The following is a 17465-nucleotide window of genomic DNA, read 5'->3' on the forward strand; positions in this document are numbered from 1 at the left end:
GGTAAGTTCCTTCACTCATAACTTTTTGCGGATTTCCTGCGCCAGCGCCTCCGGCGGTTGGCCGCCTTCCTGATAGACCGCCTCAAATTCGCCACTGGGCTGCATGAGGTAGATGTGTCCGGCATGCGCCATGAAATAACCGTCCGGCGCGCTATCGTCCTCGGTCCGCTCGTACCATGTGCGGAAATTCCTGGTGGCCTCGGCAACCTGCGCTTCAGTCCCGGTCAGGCCGATCAGGCTCGGATGAAAGACTGATACATATTCAGCCATTACCGGCACTGTGTCGCGTTCCGGATCGACCGTGATGAAGATCGGCGCCACCTGGTCCGCATCTTCGCCGAGCAGATCCACGACGCTGGCCATGTAGGCCAGAGTGGTGGGGCAGATGTCAGGACAATTCGTAAATCCGAAGAATACAAGTTGCCAGCGATAGGTGTAATCGGCTGGGGTCACCTCTTGTCCGGTATGATCCGTGAGTGAAAATTCGGATCGAATATCCGCCTCACCCGAATAACGGACGGTCTTCGATCCGTTGCCGAGATAGTTATCTAAAGCCCAAAAGATCGCTAGCCCTGCGAGCGCAACAGCTATCGTGCCCCACAATATGGTTCTCAAGAGCCGCGCCTTGGGAGAGGTTTCACTGGGTTCAATCGACATCTTCGGCCTCCGAAATCAAAGCCTGAAGATCGGCCTTTTCCAACAATCCAGGAACGAGCGTCTCGCCGATCAGAAACGTCGGCGTGCCGGATATCCCGAGCTGCCCCGCAAGGTTTCGAGACGTTTCGATATGGGCGTCGATTTCGGGCGCGGCCATGTCCACCTGCAACTGGTCGTAATCCAGACCCGCCTGTTCAGCAGCCCGCCTTATGAAGACGGTATTGGCGCGAGGCTGCGCCATCAGAGCCTCGTGAAACGCTTCAAACTTGTTCTGTTTTACTGCCGCCAGCGACGCCCGAGCCGCCAGTTTGGAGTCTGGCCCGAGAATGGGCCACTCCCTCATGATGATGCGCAAATCCGGATTCTCCTCGATCAATTCGAAAAGGACCGGGGCCGCGCGTCGGCAATAGGGGCAGTTGTAGTCAAAGAATTCGACAAGCACGATGTCGCCATCAGGATTGCCCATCACGCCGGTGTTCGCATCCGTCCGCAGCAGTTCACCAACGCGCTGGATCGCAGCACGTTGTTGGGCCTGAGCTGCCGCTTCAGCCTCTTCCTGGAAGGTCAGGAGCGTATCCACCAGAACTTCCGGGTTCTCGCGGATGGTTTGCAGGATCAAGGCTTTGATGGCCTCTTGCTCAACCTGCTCGAGCGGCGTGGATTGCTGGGCTAGCGAAGTCGCGGGCGCAGAAATCAGCGCCCAGAGTAAAACTGCAAGCATGTGAAGGGTAGTTTTGAATGTCATCTCGATTTTCCGCGCCTTATCGCCGGGGGCATCAGCCCCCGGCGATAACTGTTCAGCCCTTATCGGTCGAAGTGGCGACTCCATTCTCGGAGTTGTTCATTGCCTCCATCATCTCTGTGCAGGCCTCCATCATCGGGCCCATTTTCTGCATCATCTTCATCATGGGCATCATGCCGTCCATGCCGGACATATCGCCGTCCATCATATTGCCCGCCATTCCGTTCTCACCGTCCATCATCTGGTCGGACGAACCGGTGTTGTCCTGGGCGAATACACCGGTGGCCAAAACCGTGGATACGGCAGTCGCCATGCTCAGTTTCTTGATAAGTGTCATCAGTTTCTCCTTAAGGTTTCTTGAGGTTTTCGGGTTCAGTCCCGCGGCAGGCCCGGCTCTGCGGCCGCGCTCTTCTTGTCGCATGAATCTGATTTGCACATCATGCAGACACCCAGCCCGCACATAACGGCGCAGGGTGCCACGGCCAGGATCAGCGGCGCGGCTCCGATGGCCGTCACCCAGCCCCAATTCAAGTAAAGCCCGGCGCCAATGATCGCCATTGACGCAAGAATCAGACTTCGCCGTCCCAATTGCGGCCGCCACGGACGTGCCTCCGGTGTTTCGGTGCAAGGTGATGTTTCGGACATTGGCTATTCACTCCTTTCGTTGATGATGGTCTGGATTTGGGCCATGACTTCATGGCTGTCCCATTCGGCCGGCCCCACAAGTCGTCCGCGCTCGAAACCGCCACGGTCGATCAGGATCGTGGTGGGAAGGCCAAGTACACCGAATGCCAGCATCGCCCTTGTGCTGTCGGCGAGGTACATTCCCAGATGGCGAATGCCGATTTCCTCGTAGAAGCGGCGCACCACCTTCATTCCCGCGCGGTCGATGGACAGTGGCAGGACATGGAAATCGTCCCCGCCCAGCTTTTCCTGCAAAGCGTCGAGGGTGGGCATCTCTTCACGGCAGGGAACACACCAGGTTGCCCAGATGTTCAGTAGGATCACCCTGCCCCGGAAATCCGCCAGCGTCAGATCGCGCCCCGCCCCGTCCACGAAGGGTGGCGACAACATCTCTCGCGGCTTTTCGTGAAGCGGCATCAATGGTCTAGCTTGAACCGGCCCTGCGACGCCAATCGCCGCCATGCCAGTCAACAATTCACGTCGTTTCATGATCCCGCTCCTTCCTGAAGACGCCGCACCACGGGAAGGATGTTTTCCTCCAGAGAGTTGCGGTTGAAGGGGCCGATATGCTTGTAGGCAATCCGGCCCTCGGCATCGATCACGAAGGTCTCGGGCAAGCCGTAGACGCCCCAATCGATGGACACGCGCCCGTTCCGGTCGGCGCCGATGCGGGTGTAAGGGTCACCAAGTTCGGTGAGAAAGCCCAAGGCTTCCTCGGGGCGGTCCTTGTAGTTGATTCCAAAGATCGCGACCTCGTCCCTGGCAGCCAACTCGTTCAGGAGGGGCATCTCTACCCGGCACGGCACGCACCAGGACGCCCAGACGTTCACGATAGACACCTGCCCTTTGAGGTCGGCGGTCGACAGACCGTCGGTTCGTCCCTCTATCGGCGGCAAGTCGAACTCAGGCACCGCCTTGCCAATAAGTGGGGAAGGAAGAGTGTCGTTGCCATTGAACAGGCCCCAATAAAAACCTGCGCCGATGAGGGCGAAGATCGCAACTGGCAGCACGGTGACAAGCCGACCCTTACGGCGATTGGCCTCGACCGCGCTCATAAATCACCCTTGTCGTTGACAGAGACTTCCGCCTGGAATTCGCGCTGTCGATCCGGCCAGGTGCTTTTGATGTAAGAGAGAACATCGGCAATCTCGTCGTCGGTCAGGATGCCTTCAAACGCCGGCATGTCGCTTTCATAACCGGGCACGACGGCACCGACGCCGCCTTTGGTTACGATAAAGAGGTTCCGGTCCGAATGGTGCCAGGTATGGCCGGTTTCGTCATGTGGCGGAGCGGGCATGCGCCCGGTGTCCAGACGCCGCCGCCAATCAGGCTGCCCCTCCAGTTCGGCACCGTGACAGGATGCACAATTCTCCGCATAGAGCGCCTGTCCTGCTGAGATGTCGGCTACAGCCACGGGCTCGCCGAGGAAGGAAAGCCCTTCCACCAAATCCTCTTCACTTTCTGACTGCGCGAGGACGGCAAAGCCGATCACGGATAGTGCGACGATGGCGGCACCGATTGTTGCGGCCCTTCTCATGTCGAACTCCTGAGGTATTTCACGAGTGCGACGAGGCTGAGCACCAGAACCGCGGCGACGAGCAGGAGCAATAGCCCTCCACCGAACATCATCACCCCCATCATCGGGCCGTTCATCATGTCCATGCAGTTACTCATCGGAGTAAACGGCGATCCCGCCCTCGCCGAAGGCGTAGGTCTTGAGCGTACCGGTCTTTACGCGTGCCATGCCTGGCGCGTTCGAAGGCATGCCCGGCAATGTAATGCCGGTGATGTCGGGCTTCTCCGCGACCAGCCTTTCCAGGATCTCCGAGGGCACAAGTCCACTGACATAATAGCCTTCGATCTCGGCAAGATGACAACCGAGCCCTTGTTCGGGAACGCCGACTTCGATCGAGCGCTTGTCGAAATCCCGATCGTCGATGCGTGTTACCGTATAACCGTTCTCTTCCAGGTAATCGGCGTAGGTGTCGCAGCAGCCGCAGCCTGGGTCGCGCCAGATGGTGATCTGTTTCGACCCGCCTTCCGTATCGGAACTTGCGGGACCGGTCGCGTGTTCGGTGCTTTGTGCCGAAGTCAGCGTCGTGAAAGTGAAGGTTCCGCCGACACCAAGTGCAGCAAGCGAAGCCAAGAAAATTCTTCTGTTCATGGGGTTCTCCATCATGCGACCGTGATCGCGGTCCAGGTAGCGCCGCCATCGCGGCTGAGTCTCAGAGTGCCGTCGAGTATGGCGGCCACGTGATTTTCGTCCCTTGGGTGAAGCGCGACGGCCCTCCCCTGCCCTTCTGCCTTGTGCGTCCAGACCACGCCGCCGTCCTGCGACGCCCACACCCCCGACGGCAGCGCCGCGTAAAGCTTAGACGGTGCCGTCAGAGCACTGGCCAGCGACAGGACCGGTTCGCCCGTCGGAAGTGGTGCCTCGGCAGGCGGTGCATCGCCCGCCACCAGAGCGTCCATCGCATTGCCCGGCTGAACGTCCTGCCAGCGGCAGAAACAGTCCGGAACACGGGTCAGGCCTTTCTCAGTTCCTGCATAGATCCATATGCCGCCCATCCCGGTATCGAGATCGACCGATGCCAGTGTCAGCGGGTCACGCTCGGCCGCGTCGAGCCAGGGCCGGTCCATCGCGAGGGCCCAGCTGGCACCTGCGTCCTCGCTCTTCCAAAGGCCGTCGCCGCGGATTGCGGCATAGATCATGTCGGGGGTTCCGGCGGCCACAGCCAGTGCGGTGACCTCGCCGGACGCAAGCCCGTCGCTTCGGGTAGTCCATGACGATCCGCCATCGCCGGACACGGCCACCCCTCCCCGCGCCAAACCGGCAAGGAGACGTCCGGGACGCGCAGGATGCGTGGCGATCGAGGAGACCGGGGAAGGTGTTGGCCTGTCATGCCAACTGCGACCGCCGTCGGGGCTGGCCCTCAGTGTTGCCCCTGCGATCAGCAGCGTGTCGCCATCGAAGGCGAGCGTTCGGATATCGGCCGTCCCGCCGGCCGCGCGGGCCGCGCCGGGCAACACGAGCACTGCGGCTGCACCCATACCCAGTGCCAGGAAGTGGCGTCTGTCCGGCTCAAAATTCAAGGTACTGTTTGTCATCTCTTGTCCTCCTCCTCCGGGGCTCATGCGACGCGGATCACGCCCATCATTCCCGCAGCTTGGTGTTCGAGAATGTGGCAGTGGAACATCCAGTCGCCGGGATTGTCGGCGACGAAGGCGATCTCGACCCGTTCGCGGGGCGCCATGAGCACCGTGTCCTGCCATTCCCGATGCGGCGTCGGCGCACCGTTTCGGCTGATCACGCGGAATGAGTGGCCGTGCAGATGAATCGGGTGATCAAAAGCGGTCGCGTTGGTCATTTCCAGGATGTGACTCGCGTCGCGTTTAAGCGTCAGGAACGGGTCGAGCACATGCCCCTCGGCGGCTTTTCCGTTGATGAACCAGATGCCGCGCCCGTCATGCATCATGCCCATCATCCCGCCGCCCATCATGCCTCCACGCGGCTCCAGGCCCATCTCTCGCTCCACCATCATGCCCATCATCCCGCCGGTGAACGTCACCTCATGACGCTGCGTAGAACTCAGGTCTGGTTCGGGAATAGGGTTGACTGGCAGTGTGATCGGCCAGTCCGGTGTAGCCTCGCGCAGGGCGGTTTCAGCGTAGGTGAAATCGAGGACTCGAAAATCGTTCCCGCGATAGGCACGGTCGACAAGCTGGGATTGCGCGCCGGGCTCACCGATGCAATCCAAGATTACGTCGGCGCGCATTGCGGGTCCAAGAACGACAAGACCGCCCGGCGGGTCATGTGGCGTGACGGGTTGGCCATCGAGCGCGATGATGCGCGGTGTATGGTCCCCGAAATCGAGCGCGAAGATCCGGGCATTCGCGGCGTTGATCAGGCGGAGGCGGATCCGCTCGCCTGATGCCACGGCGAATGTCTCCGGCACAAGACCGTTGATCGTCACGGTGTTGCCGAGGCGGCCCGCGTGACTCACGTCATGGGCATTGCCGAAATCGTCAGAAATCGATGCGTCGTCGGTCAGTCGCCAGTCGTCCAGCATCCAGGTAACTTCGCGGTCGACACGAGGGGGATTGGCCTCCTCGACGATAAGGGGACCGTAGAGACCGCGCCCGACCTGCTCGAAGCTGCGCTGATGTGGGTGATACCAGAAGGTGCCGGCATCGACTGCATCGAATTCATAGACGAACTTGTCGCCCGGGCCGATCGGCACCTGTGTAAGGTGCGGCACCCCGTCCATCGCGTTCGGAAGCCGGATACCATGCCAATGCACTGTGGTTTCCTCTGCAAGGTCGTTGGTAACCTCGACCTGCAGGCGTTCGCCTTGCCGGATGCGGATCTCCGGGCCCGGTACTTTGCCGTTGTAGCACCAGGCCGCGGTGTCGGGATGTGGCTCAGGAACAAGCCGTGTCCTTCCCTGTGCGGCCCGGAGCGAGAATTTCCGGGTGGCGGCTTCTGCCATCCTCGGAAAAGGCAGGGTGGCGGACATCACACCCGCGAGCGACGACGCGACAAAGGCGCGGCGCGTGACAGTAGGTTTGTATTTGAAAGACATCGGACAGGGGCTCTCTGATAATTCGGTCCTCCGCCGGAGCCAAAGCGGCAACTGCGGTTGGGGAATACCCGCAGCGCGGAGCAGCATGGCTCCGGCGTCACGGCATGACACGGCGACCGCGAAATCGCGGCGCGTGTCAGATCAGAGAAGGAATTTTGGAGGCTGTTTGGCAGGTGGGCTGGTCAGACCGCGAAAATCACGCGCGATCGACATGCCATGCGCGCTCGAAATTGCATGAAGACCAAATTCCGCCGACGTTTCCACCAGCGCGGCGGCGGCCGCCGAGTTGCATACGAAATCGCAAGCGATGCCTGAGGGTCCCGCCGAATCATCGCACGCCTCACAGTCGGCACCTGGCATTTCAGCTCCGGCTGTGATCATTTCAGATGCCATCCTGGCCGAACCGGCCGCATGCGCAACCGAGCTTACCGCGAAGGCGGCAAGGACGGCTATCATGATGAGGCGGGCGACGAAGTGCATGCGGCTAATTTACCAGTGTTCAGAGGGTTGTTCCAGCGGGATGATTTCGCGTCTCCGGAGGTCGGAACGCGTCAGATCATCCATTATCGGGCAGTCCGGACGATCATCGCCATGACACCGAACAACGAGATCACGAAGCGTCGCGCTCAGCGCCTGCAACTCCTCGATTTTTTGGTCCACCCGCGCGAGATGGCTTTGTGCGATCGCCTTGACGTCGGCGCTGGACCGCTCGCGGTCCTCGTACAATGACAACAGCGTGCGACATTCATCGATGCTGAAACCCAATGACCGCGCCCGGCCGAGAAACGCCAGCTTGTGCAGATCCTGAACAGCAAAATCGCGGTACCCGTTTTCACGCCGCGATGGTTGCACGAGTCCGATATCCTCGTAATACCGGATCGTTTTCGCCGGCAATCCGCTCTGTTCCGAAACATTTCCAATGTTCATGGCTGACAATCCTCTCCTTGAAACACCAGATAGTCCTTCCACCTACTGGAAGGTCAAGGACGCTTGGCAATCTTTTTGTGACGCCCCTTCAAAAAATGAACCTGTCCCAACTCCCATAGTGTTCCTCGCTGCGCTTCCCACGCGGCAGGCTGAGCGCGATGAGAGCGATACCGGCGAGGATACCGACAAGGCTGCCTGCCACCGTGCCTCCGCCCAGAAACCACGGCGCGATGACGAGCCAGAGGCCGAATAGGATGTTGAGGAACCGCAGTGGACGCGCGACCTCGGCCCAGGCGATGACCGCTGTGGTCAGGACCAGTGCGCCCAGCAGGTGATCGCTGTTCGCCATCGCTGCTTCATTGCCAAAGATCGCGCGCGACAGCATCAGGAAGGCCCCGATCGCAGCACTCAGCCCGAGTGTCCATGGGACGGTAACCCCACGCGCGCTTTGTCGGAAAATCTGCATCGGTCGCGCGTCGAAGCTCATTTCGCCCCCGGTTGCGCCACCGGGCAGTGCATCGCCCCTGAAGAACGCGCGCCAGAACGGTCTGCCCCGGCGCGTGTTCCACACCATGAACTGCACCATCGCGACAATCTCATCGAGCGAGAACGGGATCATGATCAGCATGGCCAGCGCCGCCATCAGGCAGATCGTGCAGTAGGTGCCGATCGTGATCGGCTGGATGATGATGAAATAGATGCTGATCACGCCGAGCGGCCCGACCACGATGCCGAACAGTGCGACCATCCAGGGCATCGTGCGCCAGCGCAGGCGGCTGCCCATGACGCCCATCATGATCTCGAACATGTAACTCATCGCGCCAAGACCGCCGTCAGCAATGGGCCAGGCTTTCGAGACATCCGAGGTAATGATGTATTCGCTGCCGTTCAGCGCCGAGGGCGACGAAAAGAACGGTTCCCACACGCTATCGACATGGCCGAGCTGATAGGCCGACAGGATGCGCGACAGGATGAAGCCCACGACACCGAGCGCGATGATCGGCAGGCGCTGGACGTAGGTGGAGGGGCAATAAGTCCAGCCGGGCGGAATGTCGCTGTCGTCCATCATCCCCTCGCGCGACATGCCCGGCATCATCGGGATCAGGATCGTCAGCGCGACCACCAGCGCGCCGATCAGCGTGTCATTGGCATAGACGGCCGCATCCGGCGTCCAGAACACCAGCGGCGCGGCCAGCAGCCAGACGCCCAGTGCGGCATTCGCCCATTGCGCCCAGCCGTTGCCATGGCGCAGCGACAGCGCCGCAAAGACCATGATGGCAAGCCCGGTGAAGACATCGTTCCACGCGGTGAGCCAGCTGCGGGTCGAGGCGGCCCACAGCCCGCGATCTTCCGTCACCCGCTGGACCGCTGCGCTGAATTCGGTCTGATCGAATGTACCGAAAACCGACGGGGCGGTGGCCAGCCACAGGCCGAGCGCCATGACCAGCCAATGCACCCAGAGCATCGAGAAATGCATCTGCCGCATGTGGTCGTCGTGTTCGCGCCTGTTTTCGCTCGCTTCAGCCTCGGATGGCGTCTCCTCGGCGGCCTCTTCAGCCACGGCGTTTTCGACCTTGGCCGCCGAGACCCGTGCGGCGTTCAAACCGTTCGCTTTGTACCATTCGTAGGGATCGTCCTTCAGTCGCTGAAGGATGCCCGGCATGTCGTCGCGGAGGCTGTGTTCAGGCGTCCAGTCCAGGTGTTTTTTAGCCGCCGAAAGGTCTAGCTCGTAGTGATCGTTGGAAATATCGACCATCCACGCCCTGATGAAGGCATCCTCGCCAAATATCTTGTTTTCCGTCCAGGTGCCGAGCTTGGCCAGTTGGGGCGGCACGTTCCAGGTGATCCAGTCCTCACCGTGCAGCTCGCGCCCGATCAGGCGCTGCAACTCGCCGAACGGAATCGGGTCTGATTCACCCAAAAGTACCGGAAAAACGTCCGGCAACTTGGCGCGCCGGTCGACGATGCTTTCCACCGCGTCAAGAAAATCGTCAAGATGCAGGAAGGCCTGCCCGCGCGACAGGTCGCCGGGATAGAGCTTGCCGCTGAAGCGCTTCTCGTGGATGCGGACGATCTGATGGGTCAGAAAAGTCGACTGCCCTTTGTCATCGTAGATTCCGGCGGGGCGCATCAGCACGAGTTTCTCGTCACCCCGTTCTTCGCGCAGCATTCTTTCGGTCCGCACCTTCGACGCCCGGTAAGGCAATTTGGGATCGAAAGGATGATCTTCGTCTATCGGCTCGCCAGGCTCGGTCGGCGCATGCGCCAGCATGGTGGACGCGAAGACGAACTGTTCCAGCTTGAATTCCTGAAGGCCCTTCAGAAGACGTTTCGACCCTTCGACGGTAACCGCATCATAGGCGGGATCATCCTCGCCAGAGAGGTCGAAATAGGCGGCAAGATGGATGCAGGCGGCAATACTGTCGCCATATGCCAGCCGTACGCGATCAAGCGCGGTATCGACACTTGCCTGATCGGTGATGTCGAAACAGACGCACTCGGCTTGATGCGGTGGATGGGGTGGCGAATACCGGTCAAGTCCGACGACGCGGTAGGACTCATGCAGCCGTCGCACCACCGCTGATCCGAGATACCCGCTCGACCCGGTGACAATGACGACAGGTTTGCTTTCATCCGTCACGGTGGCACTCCGGCTTCAAGCTACGTGCGCAGGTATTTCACCAGTGCCACGATCGCGAGAACCAGCACCACGATGACAAGAAGCCAGACGATTCCCATGCCAATCATCATGCCGCCACCCATCATTCCCCCATCCATCATGATCTTCTTCCTTCTTTCAGTTGCTACCGGTTCAACTAAGTCATTGGCATTTGGTTTCAATTTCCAGCGCTGGAAGGTTGGAGGCCGCGTCTGGGATCGAACATTTGAAAGGGTGCAGGCTTCTATTGACCTTCCAGCGACTAGAAGCATTAAGTAAATTGTCAGCAGCCTGCCGAAGGAACCTGACATGGACACTAAAAAAGCAGAAACACGCGAAGTCACTGATCCCGTCTGCGGGATGAAGGTCGATCACGCGACGGCCAAACACCGATCAACTCACGCGGGCGAAGAGTTTCTGTTCTGCTCGTCACGATGCAAGGACAAGTTCGACGCCGAGCCCGAGACGTATTTGGGTGCAGGGCCGGCGCCGGAGCCGATGCCCGAGGGAACGATTTTCACCTGCCCGATGCACCCCGAAATCGAGCAGGTCGGACCGGGTGACTGCCCGATCTGCGGGATGGCTTTGGAACCCAAGGGCGTGCCCACTGGTGACGAAGGCCCGAATCCCGAACTCGTTGATTTCACCCGCCGCTTCTGGATTGGCGCGTCGCTGACCATCCCGGTCGTCCTGCTCGCGATGGGCGGCTATGTCGGCATGCCCATCCGCGACTGGACAGGGGAAAGGCTTGCTCACTGGCTAGAGCTGATCCTGGCGACGCCGGTCATTCTCTGGGCCGGCTGGCCGTTTCTCGTGCGAGGCTGGAAGAGCTTCCGCACGCTGAATCTCAACATGTTCAGCCTGATCGCCATGGGCGTCTTCGCGGCCTGGACCTTCAGCACCTTCGCGGTGATCGCACCAGGCCTTTTCCCCGCAGGCTTCCGCGACGACCAGGGCAATGTCGGCATCTATTTCGAGGCAGGGGCAGTGATTGTCGTGCTGGTTCTGCTCGGTCAGATCCTGGAGCTGCGCGCACGTGAGCGAACTGGCTCCGCCATCCGGGCCCTGCTTGACCTTGCCGCCAAGAGCGCGAGGATTATCCGAGCCGATGGAAGCGAGGAAGAAGTAGCGCTTGAGGATGTCCAGATCGGCGATCACATCCGGGTACGTCCGGGCGAGAAAGTGCCGGTGGATGGCGAAGTGATCGACGGGCGGTCCTCTGTCGACGAGTCGATGCTCACCGGCGAACCCGTACCGGTCGAAAAGGTGACAGGCGATGCCGTTACCGGCGCTACGATCAACGGCACTGGCAGTATGATCATCGAAGCGAAACGCGTCGGCGAGGACACGATGCTTGCGCAGATCGTCGAAATGGTGGCAGCCGCACAAAGGTCACGCGCACCGATCCAGAAGCTCGCCGACGCAGTGGCAGGGTATTTCGTGCCGGCGGTGATCGCCGTGGCCATCGTTTCATTCATTGCCTGGTCGATTTGGGGGCCCACCCCTGCCCTCGCCTATGGTCTCGTTTCCGCCATTGCGGTGCTCATCATCGCTTGTCCCTGTGCGCTCGGGCTCGCGACACCGATGTCGATCATGACGGCGACCGGACGCGGCGCTCAGGCGGGCGTCCTCATCAAGAATGCCGAAGCCCTGGAAGCGTTCGAGAAGGTAGACACCCTGATCGTCGACAAGACCGGCACATTGACCATGGGAAAGCCGGAGCTTGCCGCCGTCCTTCCCGAGGACGGCCATGACGAGGAAGATCTCCTGCGGCTGGCCGCCAGCCTTGAACGCGGGTCAGAGCACCCCCTGGCCGAAGCCATTGTTCGCGGGGCCGAGGCGCGCGGGATAGACCTTGCCAGCGCGCATGACTTCGAGGCGGTCACCGGCATGGGGGTCAAGGGAATCGTGGACGGCAAGTCCGTCGCTCTCGGAAACGCCCGGATGATCGGCGAAATTGGCCTCAATGCGCCCGCCGCGACCGAGGTGGCCAATGATCGCCGCGATCAAGGTGAAACGGTGATGTTCGTCATCATCGACGGTGCCGTGGCGGGCCTTGTCAGTGTCGCCGATCCGGTCAAGGAAACCACGCCCGCCGCATTGAAGGCGCTGCACGAACTGGGCTTCCGGATTGTCATGGCGACAGGTGACAACGAACGCACGGCGCGTGCCGTCGCGTCACGGCTCGGCATCGATGATGTCCGGGCCGATGTCTTGCCCGAAGACAAGGCGCGAATCATCCGTGAGCTTCAGGCCGAGGGTCGCAAGGTCGCGATGGCTGGCGATGGCGTGAACGACGCGCCGGCACTGGCACAGGCGGATGTTGGGATAGCAATGGGAACCGGTGCCGATGTGGCGATTGAGAGTGCCGGCTTCACGCTGTTGAAGGGCGATTTGAACGGACTTGTCCGCGCGCGGCGTCTTTCGCTGGCGACGATGCGGAACATCCGGCAGAACCTCTTCTTCGCGATGATCTACAACACGGCTGGCGTACCGATCGCAGCGGGGATCCTGTATCCATTCTTCGGGCTGTTGATCTCTCCAATGTTTGCAGCCGCTGCGATGAGTCTTTCTTCTGTTTCGGTAATTGGAAATGCTCTCAGGTTGCGGACGGTCCGGTTATGACCTGCATCAAGCTCCCGGGTCCAATAATCCATCGCGCGGATACAGCACTCTCCTGTCGATTGACCGAGTGTTCTGCAAAATTGTAGGCGACGCCGACAGCGACGATAAAAAGTCGTCGTTCCGCACGGCTTATCAACGATACCTGCCCTCGCGCTCCGTGATGGCCGCGATAGCCCACGCGCCAATCCCGATCACCGCACCCAGCCACTTCCAGCCTTGGCCGCCAAGATCCACGAAACCGTACCCGTAAGCCAATACGGCCAGCCCCATCACAAGGAAAAACGGTCCGGTCCAGAAGCAATGCCGCCGCTTGCACCGGTGCGCGTTCCAAAGACAAGCTGCTCCCATCCAGATCAGCGCTATGACCCAGACCCAGGTCTTGACCGGATGCGGGACGCCGATCGCCAGGAGCATCGCGGCGATTGGCAAGCCCCAGCCGATCAGCCCCCCGGGAAGCGTCGACAAGAAGTCCGATCTATCGCCTGATGCCATGGTCTCACCCCGCGCAGCAGCTGAGCTTTGCCACATCCTTGTCAAAGGTTTGTGCGGCCAGTTTCAGTCCTTCAACCGTGGTCAGATATGGGAAGATCGTTTCGCCGAGCGCCCCTGCGGTCATACCGAACTTGAGGGTCATGGCAAGCGTCTGGATGGTCTCGGAGCCCTCGGGTGCTGCGATCTGACCGCCCAGCAAGCGGTCGGTCTTGACGTCGGCCACCAGCTTGATCACGCCGCGGGTATCGCGTGCAGCGGCGGCGCGCGGGACGTTGTCGAGCGTGATCACGCTGGTCTTGACGTCGTACCCCGCCGTCTTGGCCTCGGCCTCCGAAAGGCCGACGCCGGCCACTTGCGGGTCGGTAAACACGACCCACGGCATCGCCGCGTTGTCATAGCGCATCTGCTCCAATCCAAGGGCATTATTGATCGCCACCTTGGCACCATAGGCCGCCATGTAGACGAACTGGTCACGGTCAGTGACATCGCCCGCGGCCCAGACGCCGGCACGCGTGGTCGCCATGTCGGGGCCGACCATGACCGAGCCGCGCGCATCGGTCTCGATGCCAAGCTCTTCCAATCCAAGGTTCTCGGAATTGGCGATCCGGCCGGTGGTCACAACCAGCCGTTCGGCGGTCAGATCCTCGGTCTTGCCACCCCGTTCGACAGTCAGACTGACGCCGCCCGCAGCTTTCGCGACCGAGACGTAAGCAAGACCGGTCTCGACCGTGATGCCCTCGACCTTCAGCGCCTCCGTCAGCGCCTCGGTCACCTCCGGCTCGGCGCCTGGCAGAAGGCGTGAGCGGGTCACTAGCGTGACCTTCACCCCCAGTCTCGAGGCCATTTGCGCCAGCTCGCAGCCGATATAGCCGCCGCCCAGAAAGAGGATGCTTTCGGGCCGGTCGGGTAGAGTCAGCAGTCCCCAGGAATCCAACGCCTCCACGGCCTCGATCCCGTCAATTACAGGTATATGCGGGCGAGACCCGGTGGCAATCAGGACGCGCGGCGCGGATATCACCCGGCCTCCGACAGCGACGCCACCCTCAACCAGTCGCGCCGGGCCTTCCTCGATATAGGTGACGTTCTCATAGGCGGGCAGCAGGTCGATGTATTTCTTCTGCCGCATCTCCTCGACCAGATCGGCGGTGCCTTTCACCACGCCACCCCAGTCCACGGCATGGGCGCAAGGCGAGATGCCCGGAAACCGGGCAGCGGACGCGCCGCCATGGACCGCCTCGGCGGCGCGGATCATCGCCTTGGATGGCACGCAGCCGACGTTCACACAGGTGCCGCCGATGGTGCCGTGCCCGACAAGAGCCACGCGCTTTCCGGCCTCGGCTGCCGTGATCGAGGCAGAGAACCCGGCCGAGCCGGCTCCCACGACGATGAGGTCATATTGGTCGCCGCTCACCTCTTTCGATGAGCAGCAATCCTTTTTCTTGACGGTCTGGTCCATGTCTTCTTCCTTGGCCTGCGACCGGACATCGCGACGGTCGCCCGGCCAAAATTCTGAAATTACACCATCGACCCGATGTCGGAGGCATAGCTCGGATAGGCGAAGATCATCGCCTTGATCTGGTTGGCGGTCTGCCCGGCACCCATGGCCATGGCGAAGAGATTGATCTGTTCCTCGGAGCCCGGTCCGATCAGATGCGCGCCGAGGATCTGCCCGCTGCCCTGTTCGACAAGAACCTTGAATCCGGTATGTTTCGCGCCGACGCGCAGCGACGAATACCAGCCTTCAGTCTTCTCGAAATGCACATCGAACTTCCGCCCTTGTTCCTTGGCTTCCGCTTCCGACAAGCCGACCGTGGCCACCATCGGCAGGGTGAAGACAACCGACGGGATCGGCGGGTATTTGATCTCCTTGGCGTCCTCTCCGGCGAGCAGGTTCTTGCCCGCGATGCGCCCCTCTGCCGCCGATACTGGGGTGAGATTGAGCCCGCTATCGGCGCAATCGCCAGCCGCGAAGATGGCCGGGTTGGTGGTGCCCATCGCGTGGCTCACCTTGATGCCGCGGCGCGTGTATTCGACGCCGGCCGCCTCAAGATTCAGCCCGTCGATATTCGGCACCCTGCCCGTGCCATGCACCACCAGGTCGCAGGTCACGGTTTCGGTGGCGTCGGCGCGTTCCACTGTGACGGTAAATTCATCGCCCTGTTTCTCGATCTTCGTGACCTTCGCCTTGGTGCGTAGGTCGATGCCAAGTTTCTCGGTGCCTTCGACCAGCATTTCGACCAGGTCGGGGTCGAAGTTACCAAGGGGGCGATCCGCCATTTCCAGCACGGTCACTTCGCTGAACCCGGCGCGCCTGACGATATGTGCGAATTCCATCGCGATGAAGCCACCGCCGACAAAGGCGATGCGGTCAGGCCGTTCGGGGAGTTCAAGAAACTCGGTGCTAGTGGTCAGATGCTCTTCGCCGGGAATGTTCAGCGTCATCGGCCGCGCGCCGGTGGCGATGTGGAAATGCTTCGCCGTCAGGGTTTCTCCGTTCCACTCGATCGTATCGGAGCCGGTGAACCGCGCCTCTCCGTGCAAAACGTCAATCCCCGCCTTCTCCATTCCGCCTTGGATGCGCGGCGGCATGTTGTCGGTGAAGCTGCGCTTGAAGGCGATCATGTCGGACCAGTTGACCGAAGGTTGCGCCTCCAGCCCCTTGCCCTTCATGTTTTCGGCCCATTCGACACCCTCGGTGACCGCGACCAGCATTTTCTTGGGATCGCAGCCGCGCAGGGCGCAGGTGCCGCCATGGGGTTCGCTGTCAATGCTGGCGACGCTCCAGCCTGCATCCGCGGCCGTCCGGGCGACGCCATTTCCAGCGGTGCCGCCGCCGATCACGATGAGGTCATACGTCTTGGTCATACCTGTTCCTTTCCTAGTGCCAGTTTCTCTTGATCTGGCTCACTGCTGAACTGCCTGATTTTCTGAGCCAGAGCGCATATCCCGCCACCGCCAAAGCGGCGGCAATCGAGATCCGCAGAGCAAAGCGGAACTCCAGCCAGAACAGCAGAGCCGAAAGAACAACCGCCAAGCCGATGAGAAGGGCTTTCGGACTGTGCCCTTGTCTGTCGGCTTGCTGCCACAAGGCATATGCAACCGCACTCAGCGAGGCGAAGAGCATCGGGAAAAGCGCGTAGTCGAGCCAACCAACAACGGCAGAAAGTCCGACCCCGGCGACGATCAGCACCAGGAACGGCGTGAAGCAACAGATCGCCGCAAATACGCTGCCGATGAGGCCGCGCCGCAAAAGGGTCGTGGGTTCATTTTTATTGTTCATGTCTGTCATGCTGTCTCCAGCTCCGAGTGCGGGTCGGTGAATGCGATCAGGAATCGCCGGACTCGACGATGTCCGCCGGATAGCCGGTGGCGCGGATTGCTTCGACGATCATGTCCTGATCGGCGGCCTCGTCATCAAAGGCGACGATGTAGGTGCCGGTGCCGAATTCCTCTCCTTCCGTGAAGTCGATGATCTCGACCGAGGGAACGCCCCGCATGGCCGCCGCCACCGTGTAGGAGCAGGTCGGACATGTCAGTTCGCCGACCCCGATATTGATGCGCTGTTCGGCGGCGCTGGCGGGGAAAGCTGCGAGAGTTCCAACGACCGCAAGGGCAAGATGGAGTGACTTCATGGGTTCGGCCTTTCAGTAGGACAGAAGGTATGGGGTGAGATAGGGAAAGATCATCGCGACGGCGACGATTGCGGTGGCAATCCAAAGAATGGATCGCATGAGTGTCCGGTTCATGGGACGCGCGCAGGTGCCATCCGCGCAGACTTTGGCCGCGATCGGACGATAGGCCTTGTAAAATCCATAGCCGATGAAGGCGGCACTCAGCGCGAAGGTGATCCATTTGTACTGGTAGAGAACGCCCAGCTGCGCAATGAACACGCCGGTAACGCCGAAGCTGACCAGCACCAGCGGCAGGATGCAGCATGAGGTCATGGCCAGCGCGCCAAGCGCGCCGAGCCAGGTTGTCGCCCATGCTTTTTTGTCGGCAGCCACTGTTTCGTCCATTGCCGTCTGCCGGCCCGCGGATGTGGTCTCAGTCATGGTTCGAAGCATCCTTGCCTCAGTGATGATCTCAATCTAGGGTC

At 61.0% G+C, this 17465-nt stretch carries 22 protein-coding genes; 1 reads left to right on the plus strand and 21 read right to left on the minus strand.

The features are described 5' to 3' along the window. Positions 1 to 15: 15 nt before the first annotated feature. From G8E03_RS16685 to G8E03_RS17355, 15 genes are all read right to left on the minus strand, one after another. Positions 16 to 657 (minus strand): SCO family protein, encoded by a 642-nt coding sequence (locus G8E03_RS16685; protein ID WP_166195284.1) that lies wholly within the window; start codon positions 655 to 657, stop codon positions 16 to 18. Beyond that, positions 647 to 1402, minus strand: coding sequence for a DsbA family protein (locus G8E03_RS16690; protein ID WP_166195287.1), 756 nt, complete (start codon positions 1400 to 1402; stop codon positions 647 to 649). Before G8E03_RS16690 ends, G8E03_RS16685 begins: the two co-directional genes overlap by 11 nt. 52 nt (positions 1403 to 1454) lie before the next feature. Further along, positions 1455 to 1736: a hypothetical protein gene (locus G8E03_RS16695; protein ID WP_166195290.1), complete on the minus strand. Its 282-nt coding sequence runs from the start codon at positions 1734 to 1736 to the stop codon at positions 1455 to 1457. Between the two features lie 35 nt (positions 1737 to 1771). Beyond that, complete coding sequence (locus tag G8E03_RS16700; RefSeq protein ID WP_240910501.1) at positions 1772 to 1957, minus strand: hypothetical protein; 186 nt, start codon at positions 1955 to 1957, stop codon at positions 1772 to 1774. Between the two features lie 90 nt (positions 1958 to 2047). Continuing rightward, positions 2048 to 2572, minus strand: a complete 525-nt coding sequence (locus G8E03_RS16705; RefSeq protein ID WP_166195296.1) for a TlpA family protein disulfide reductase — start codon at positions 2570 to 2572, stop codon at positions 2048 to 2050. Beyond that, complete coding sequence (locus tag G8E03_RS16710; protein WP_166195298.1) at positions 2569 to 3138, minus strand: DsbE family thiol:disulfide interchange protein; 570 nt, start codon at positions 3136 to 3138, stop codon at positions 2569 to 2571. The genes G8E03_RS16705 and G8E03_RS16710 overlap by 4 nt, the downstream gene beginning before the upstream one ends. Beyond that, on the minus strand, positions 3135 to 3620 hold the full coding sequence (locus G8E03_RS16715; RefSeq protein WP_166195301.1) for a c-type cytochrome: 486 nt from the start codon (positions 3618 to 3620) through the stop codon (positions 3135 to 3137). Before G8E03_RS16715 ends, G8E03_RS16710 begins: the two co-directional genes overlap by 4 nt. Then, positions 3617 to 3745 (minus strand): hypothetical protein, encoded by a 129-nt coding sequence (locus G8E03_RS17625; protein ID WP_280137093.1) that lies wholly within the window; start codon positions 3743 to 3745, stop codon positions 3617 to 3619. Before G8E03_RS17625 ends, G8E03_RS16715 begins: the two co-directional genes overlap by 4 nt. A 4-nt stretch (positions 3746 to 3749) precedes the next feature. Further along, positions 3750 to 4247 (minus strand): DUF411 domain-containing protein, encoded by a 498-nt coding sequence (locus G8E03_RS16720; protein WP_166195304.1) that lies wholly within the window; start codon positions 4245 to 4247, stop codon positions 3750 to 3752. Positions 4248 to 4258: 11 nt separating this feature from the next. Beyond that, positions 4259 to 5191 carry a WD40/YVTN/BNR-like repeat-containing protein gene (locus G8E03_RS16725; protein WP_240910502.1) on the minus strand — a complete coding sequence of 311 codons (933 nt, stop codon included), beginning with the start codon at positions 5189 to 5191 and terminating at the stop codon, positions 4259 to 4261. A 23-nt stretch (positions 5192 to 5214) separates the two neighbouring features. Continuing rightward, entirely contained in the window at positions 5215 to 6666 is a 1452-nt protein-coding gene (locus G8E03_RS16730) for a multicopper oxidase family protein (protein ID WP_166195307.1), read from the minus strand. 141 nt (positions 6667 to 6807) lie between these two features. Continuing rightward, positions 6808 to 7146, minus strand: a complete 339-nt coding sequence (locus G8E03_RS16735) for a hypothetical protein (protein ID WP_166195310.1) — start codon at positions 7144 to 7146, stop codon at positions 6808 to 6810. Positions 7147 to 7155: 9 nt separating this feature from the next. Beyond that, entirely contained in the window at positions 7156 to 7593 is a 438-nt protein-coding gene (gene cueR / locus G8E03_RS16740) for a Cu(I)-responsive transcriptional regulator (protein ID WP_166195313.1), read from the minus strand. Positions 7594 to 7681: 88 nt separating this feature from the next. Beyond that, positions 7682 to 10234 carry an NAD-dependent epimerase/dehydratase family protein gene (locus tag G8E03_RS16745; RefSeq protein WP_166195316.1) on the minus strand — a complete coding sequence of 851 codons (2553 nt, stop codon included), beginning with the start codon at positions 10232 to 10234 and terminating at the stop codon, positions 7682 to 7684. 20 nt (positions 10235 to 10254) lie between these two features. After that, positions 10255 to 10563: a hypothetical protein gene (locus G8E03_RS17355; protein WP_205793487.1), complete on the minus strand. Its 309-nt coding sequence runs from the start codon at positions 10561 to 10563 to the stop codon at positions 10255 to 10257. On the opposite strand from G8E03_RS17355, the gene G8E03_RS16750 reads away from it, so the two are divergent. After that, entirely contained in the window at positions 10562 to 12877 is a 2316-nt protein-coding gene (locus G8E03_RS16750; protein ID WP_166195319.1) for a heavy metal translocating P-type ATPase, read from the plus strand. The genes G8E03_RS17355 and G8E03_RS16750 overlap by 2 nt on opposite strands. 132 nt (positions 12878 to 13009) lie before the next feature. Here G8E03_RS16750 and G8E03_RS16755 read toward each other — a convergent pair whose 3' ends face one another. From G8E03_RS16755 to G8E03_RS16780, 6 genes are read right to left on the minus strand one after another with little or no spacing between them, the layout of a single operon-like run. Further along, positions 13010 to 13342 (minus strand): hypothetical protein, encoded by a 333-nt coding sequence (locus G8E03_RS16755; protein WP_347339238.1) that lies wholly within the window; start codon positions 13340 to 13342, stop codon positions 13010 to 13012. Between the two features lie 31 nt (positions 13343 to 13373). Continuing rightward, positions 13374 to 14825 (minus strand): mercury(II) reductase, encoded by a 1452-nt coding sequence (gene merA / locus G8E03_RS16760; RefSeq protein WP_166195325.1) that lies wholly within the window; start codon positions 14823 to 14825, stop codon positions 13374 to 13376. Positions 14826 to 14884: 59 nt separating this feature from the next. Next, on the minus strand, positions 14885 to 16234 hold the full coding sequence (locus G8E03_RS16765) for a dihydrolipoyl dehydrogenase family protein (protein ID WP_166195328.1): 1350 nt from the start codon (positions 16232 to 16234) through the stop codon (positions 14885 to 14887). Between the two features lie 13 nt (positions 16235 to 16247). Continuing rightward, positions 16248 to 16658, minus strand: a complete 411-nt coding sequence (gene merF / locus G8E03_RS16770) for a mercury resistance system transport protein MerF (RefSeq protein WP_240910503.1) — start codon at positions 16656 to 16658, stop codon at positions 16248 to 16250. A 37-nt stretch (positions 16659 to 16695) separates the two neighbouring features. Further along, the gene (locus G8E03_RS16775) at positions 16696 to 17001 is read right to left on the minus strand and encodes a heavy-metal-associated domain-containing protein (protein ID WP_166195331.1); all 306 of its coding nucleotides are present in this window, start codon (positions 16999 to 17001) and stop codon (positions 16696 to 16698) included. A gap of 12 nt (positions 17002 to 17013) precedes the next feature. Next, positions 17014 to 17421: a mercuric transporter MerT family protein gene (locus G8E03_RS16780; RefSeq protein ID WP_185805210.1), complete on the minus strand. Its 408-nt coding sequence runs from the start codon at positions 17419 to 17421 to the stop codon at positions 17014 to 17016. Positions 17422 to 17465 lie beyond the last annotated feature (44 nt).

Origin of the sequence: Pontivivens nitratireducens (assembly GCF_011290545.1) — a bacterium.
Lineage (GTDB): Bacteria > Pseudomonadota > Alphaproteobacteria > Rhodobacterales > Rhodobacteraceae > Pontivivens > Pontivivens nitratireducens.

What these genes read in the sequence shown, in the direction of transcription:
- G8E03_RS16685 (WP_166195284.1), bottom strand. Translation starts at nt 657, where the DNA reads ATGTCGATTGAACCCAGTGAAACCTCTCCCAAGGCGCGGCTCTTGAGA.
- G8E03_RS16690 (WP_166195287.1), bottom strand. Translation starts at nt 1,402, where the DNA reads ATGACATTCAAAACTACCCTTCACATGCTTGCAGTTTTACTCTGGGCG.
- G8E03_RS16695 (WP_166195290.1), bottom strand. Translation starts at nt 1,736, where the DNA reads ATGACACTTATCAAGAAACTGAGCATGGCGACTGCCGTATCCACGGTT.
- G8E03_RS16700 (WP_240910501.1), bottom strand. Translation starts at nt 1,957, where the DNA reads ATGGCGATCATTGGCGCCGGGCTTTACTTGAATTGGGGCTGGGTGACG.
- G8E03_RS16705 (WP_166195296.1), bottom strand. Translation starts at nt 2,572, where the DNA reads ATGAAACGACGTGAATTGTTGACTGGCATGGCGGCGATTGGCGTCGCA.
- G8E03_RS16710 (WP_166195298.1), bottom strand. Translation starts at nt 3,138, where the DNA reads ATGAGCGCGGTCGAGGCCAATCGCCGTAAGGGTCGGCTTGTCACCGTG.
- G8E03_RS16715 (WP_166195301.1), bottom strand. Translation starts at nt 3,620, where the DNA reads ATGAGAAGGGCCGCAACAATCGGTGCCGCCATCGTCGCACTATCCGTG.
- G8E03_RS17625 (WP_280137093.1), bottom strand. Translation starts at nt 3,745, where the DNA reads ATGGACATGATGAACGGCCCGATGATGGGGGTGATGATGTTCGGTGGA.
- G8E03_RS16720 (WP_166195304.1), bottom strand. Translation starts at nt 4,247, where the DNA reads ATGAACAGAAGAATTTTCTTGGCTTCGCTTGCTGCACTTGGTGTCGGC.
- G8E03_RS16725 (WP_240910502.1), bottom strand. Translation starts at nt 5,191, where the DNA reads ATGACAAACAGTACCTTGAATTTTGAGCCGGACAGACGCCACTTCCTG.
- G8E03_RS16730 (WP_166195307.1), bottom strand. Translation starts at nt 6,666, where the DNA reads ATGTCTTTCAAATACAAACCTACTGTCACGCGCCGCGCCTTTGTCGCG.
- G8E03_RS16735 (WP_166195310.1), bottom strand. Translation starts at nt 7,146, where the DNA reads ATGCACTTCGTCGCCCGCCTCATCATGATAGCCGTCCTTGCCGCCTTC.
- cueR (WP_166195313.1), bottom strand. Translation starts at nt 7,593, where the DNA reads ATGAACATTGGAAATGTTTCGGAACAGAGCGGATTGCCGGCGAAAACG.
- G8E03_RS16750 (WP_166195319.1), top strand. Translation starts at nt 10,562, where the DNA reads ATGGACACTAAAAAAGCAGAAACACGCGAAGTCACTGATCCCGTCTGC.
- G8E03_RS17355 (WP_205793487.1), bottom strand. Translation starts at nt 10,563, where the DNA reads ATGTCAGGTTCCTTCGGCAGGCTGCTGACAATTTACTTAATGCTTCTA.
- merA (WP_166195325.1), bottom strand. Translation starts at nt 14,825, where the DNA reads ATGGACCAGACCGTCAAGAAAAAGGATTGCTGCTCATCGAAAGAGGTG.
- G8E03_RS16765 (WP_166195328.1), bottom strand. Translation starts at nt 16,234, where the DNA reads ATGACCAAGACGTATGACCTCATCGTGATCGGCGGCGGCACCGCTGGA.
- merF (WP_240910503.1), bottom strand. Translation starts at nt 16,658, where the DNA reads ATGACAGACATGAACAATAAAAATGAACCCACGACCCTTTTGCGGCGC.
- G8E03_RS16775 (WP_166195331.1), bottom strand. Translation starts at nt 17,001, where the DNA reads ATGAAGTCACTCCATCTTGCCCTTGCGGTCGTTGGAACTCTCGCAGCT.
- G8E03_RS16780 (WP_185805210.1), bottom strand. Translation starts at nt 17,421, where the DNA reads ATGACTGAGACCACATCCGCGGGCCGGCAGACGGCAATGGACGAAACA.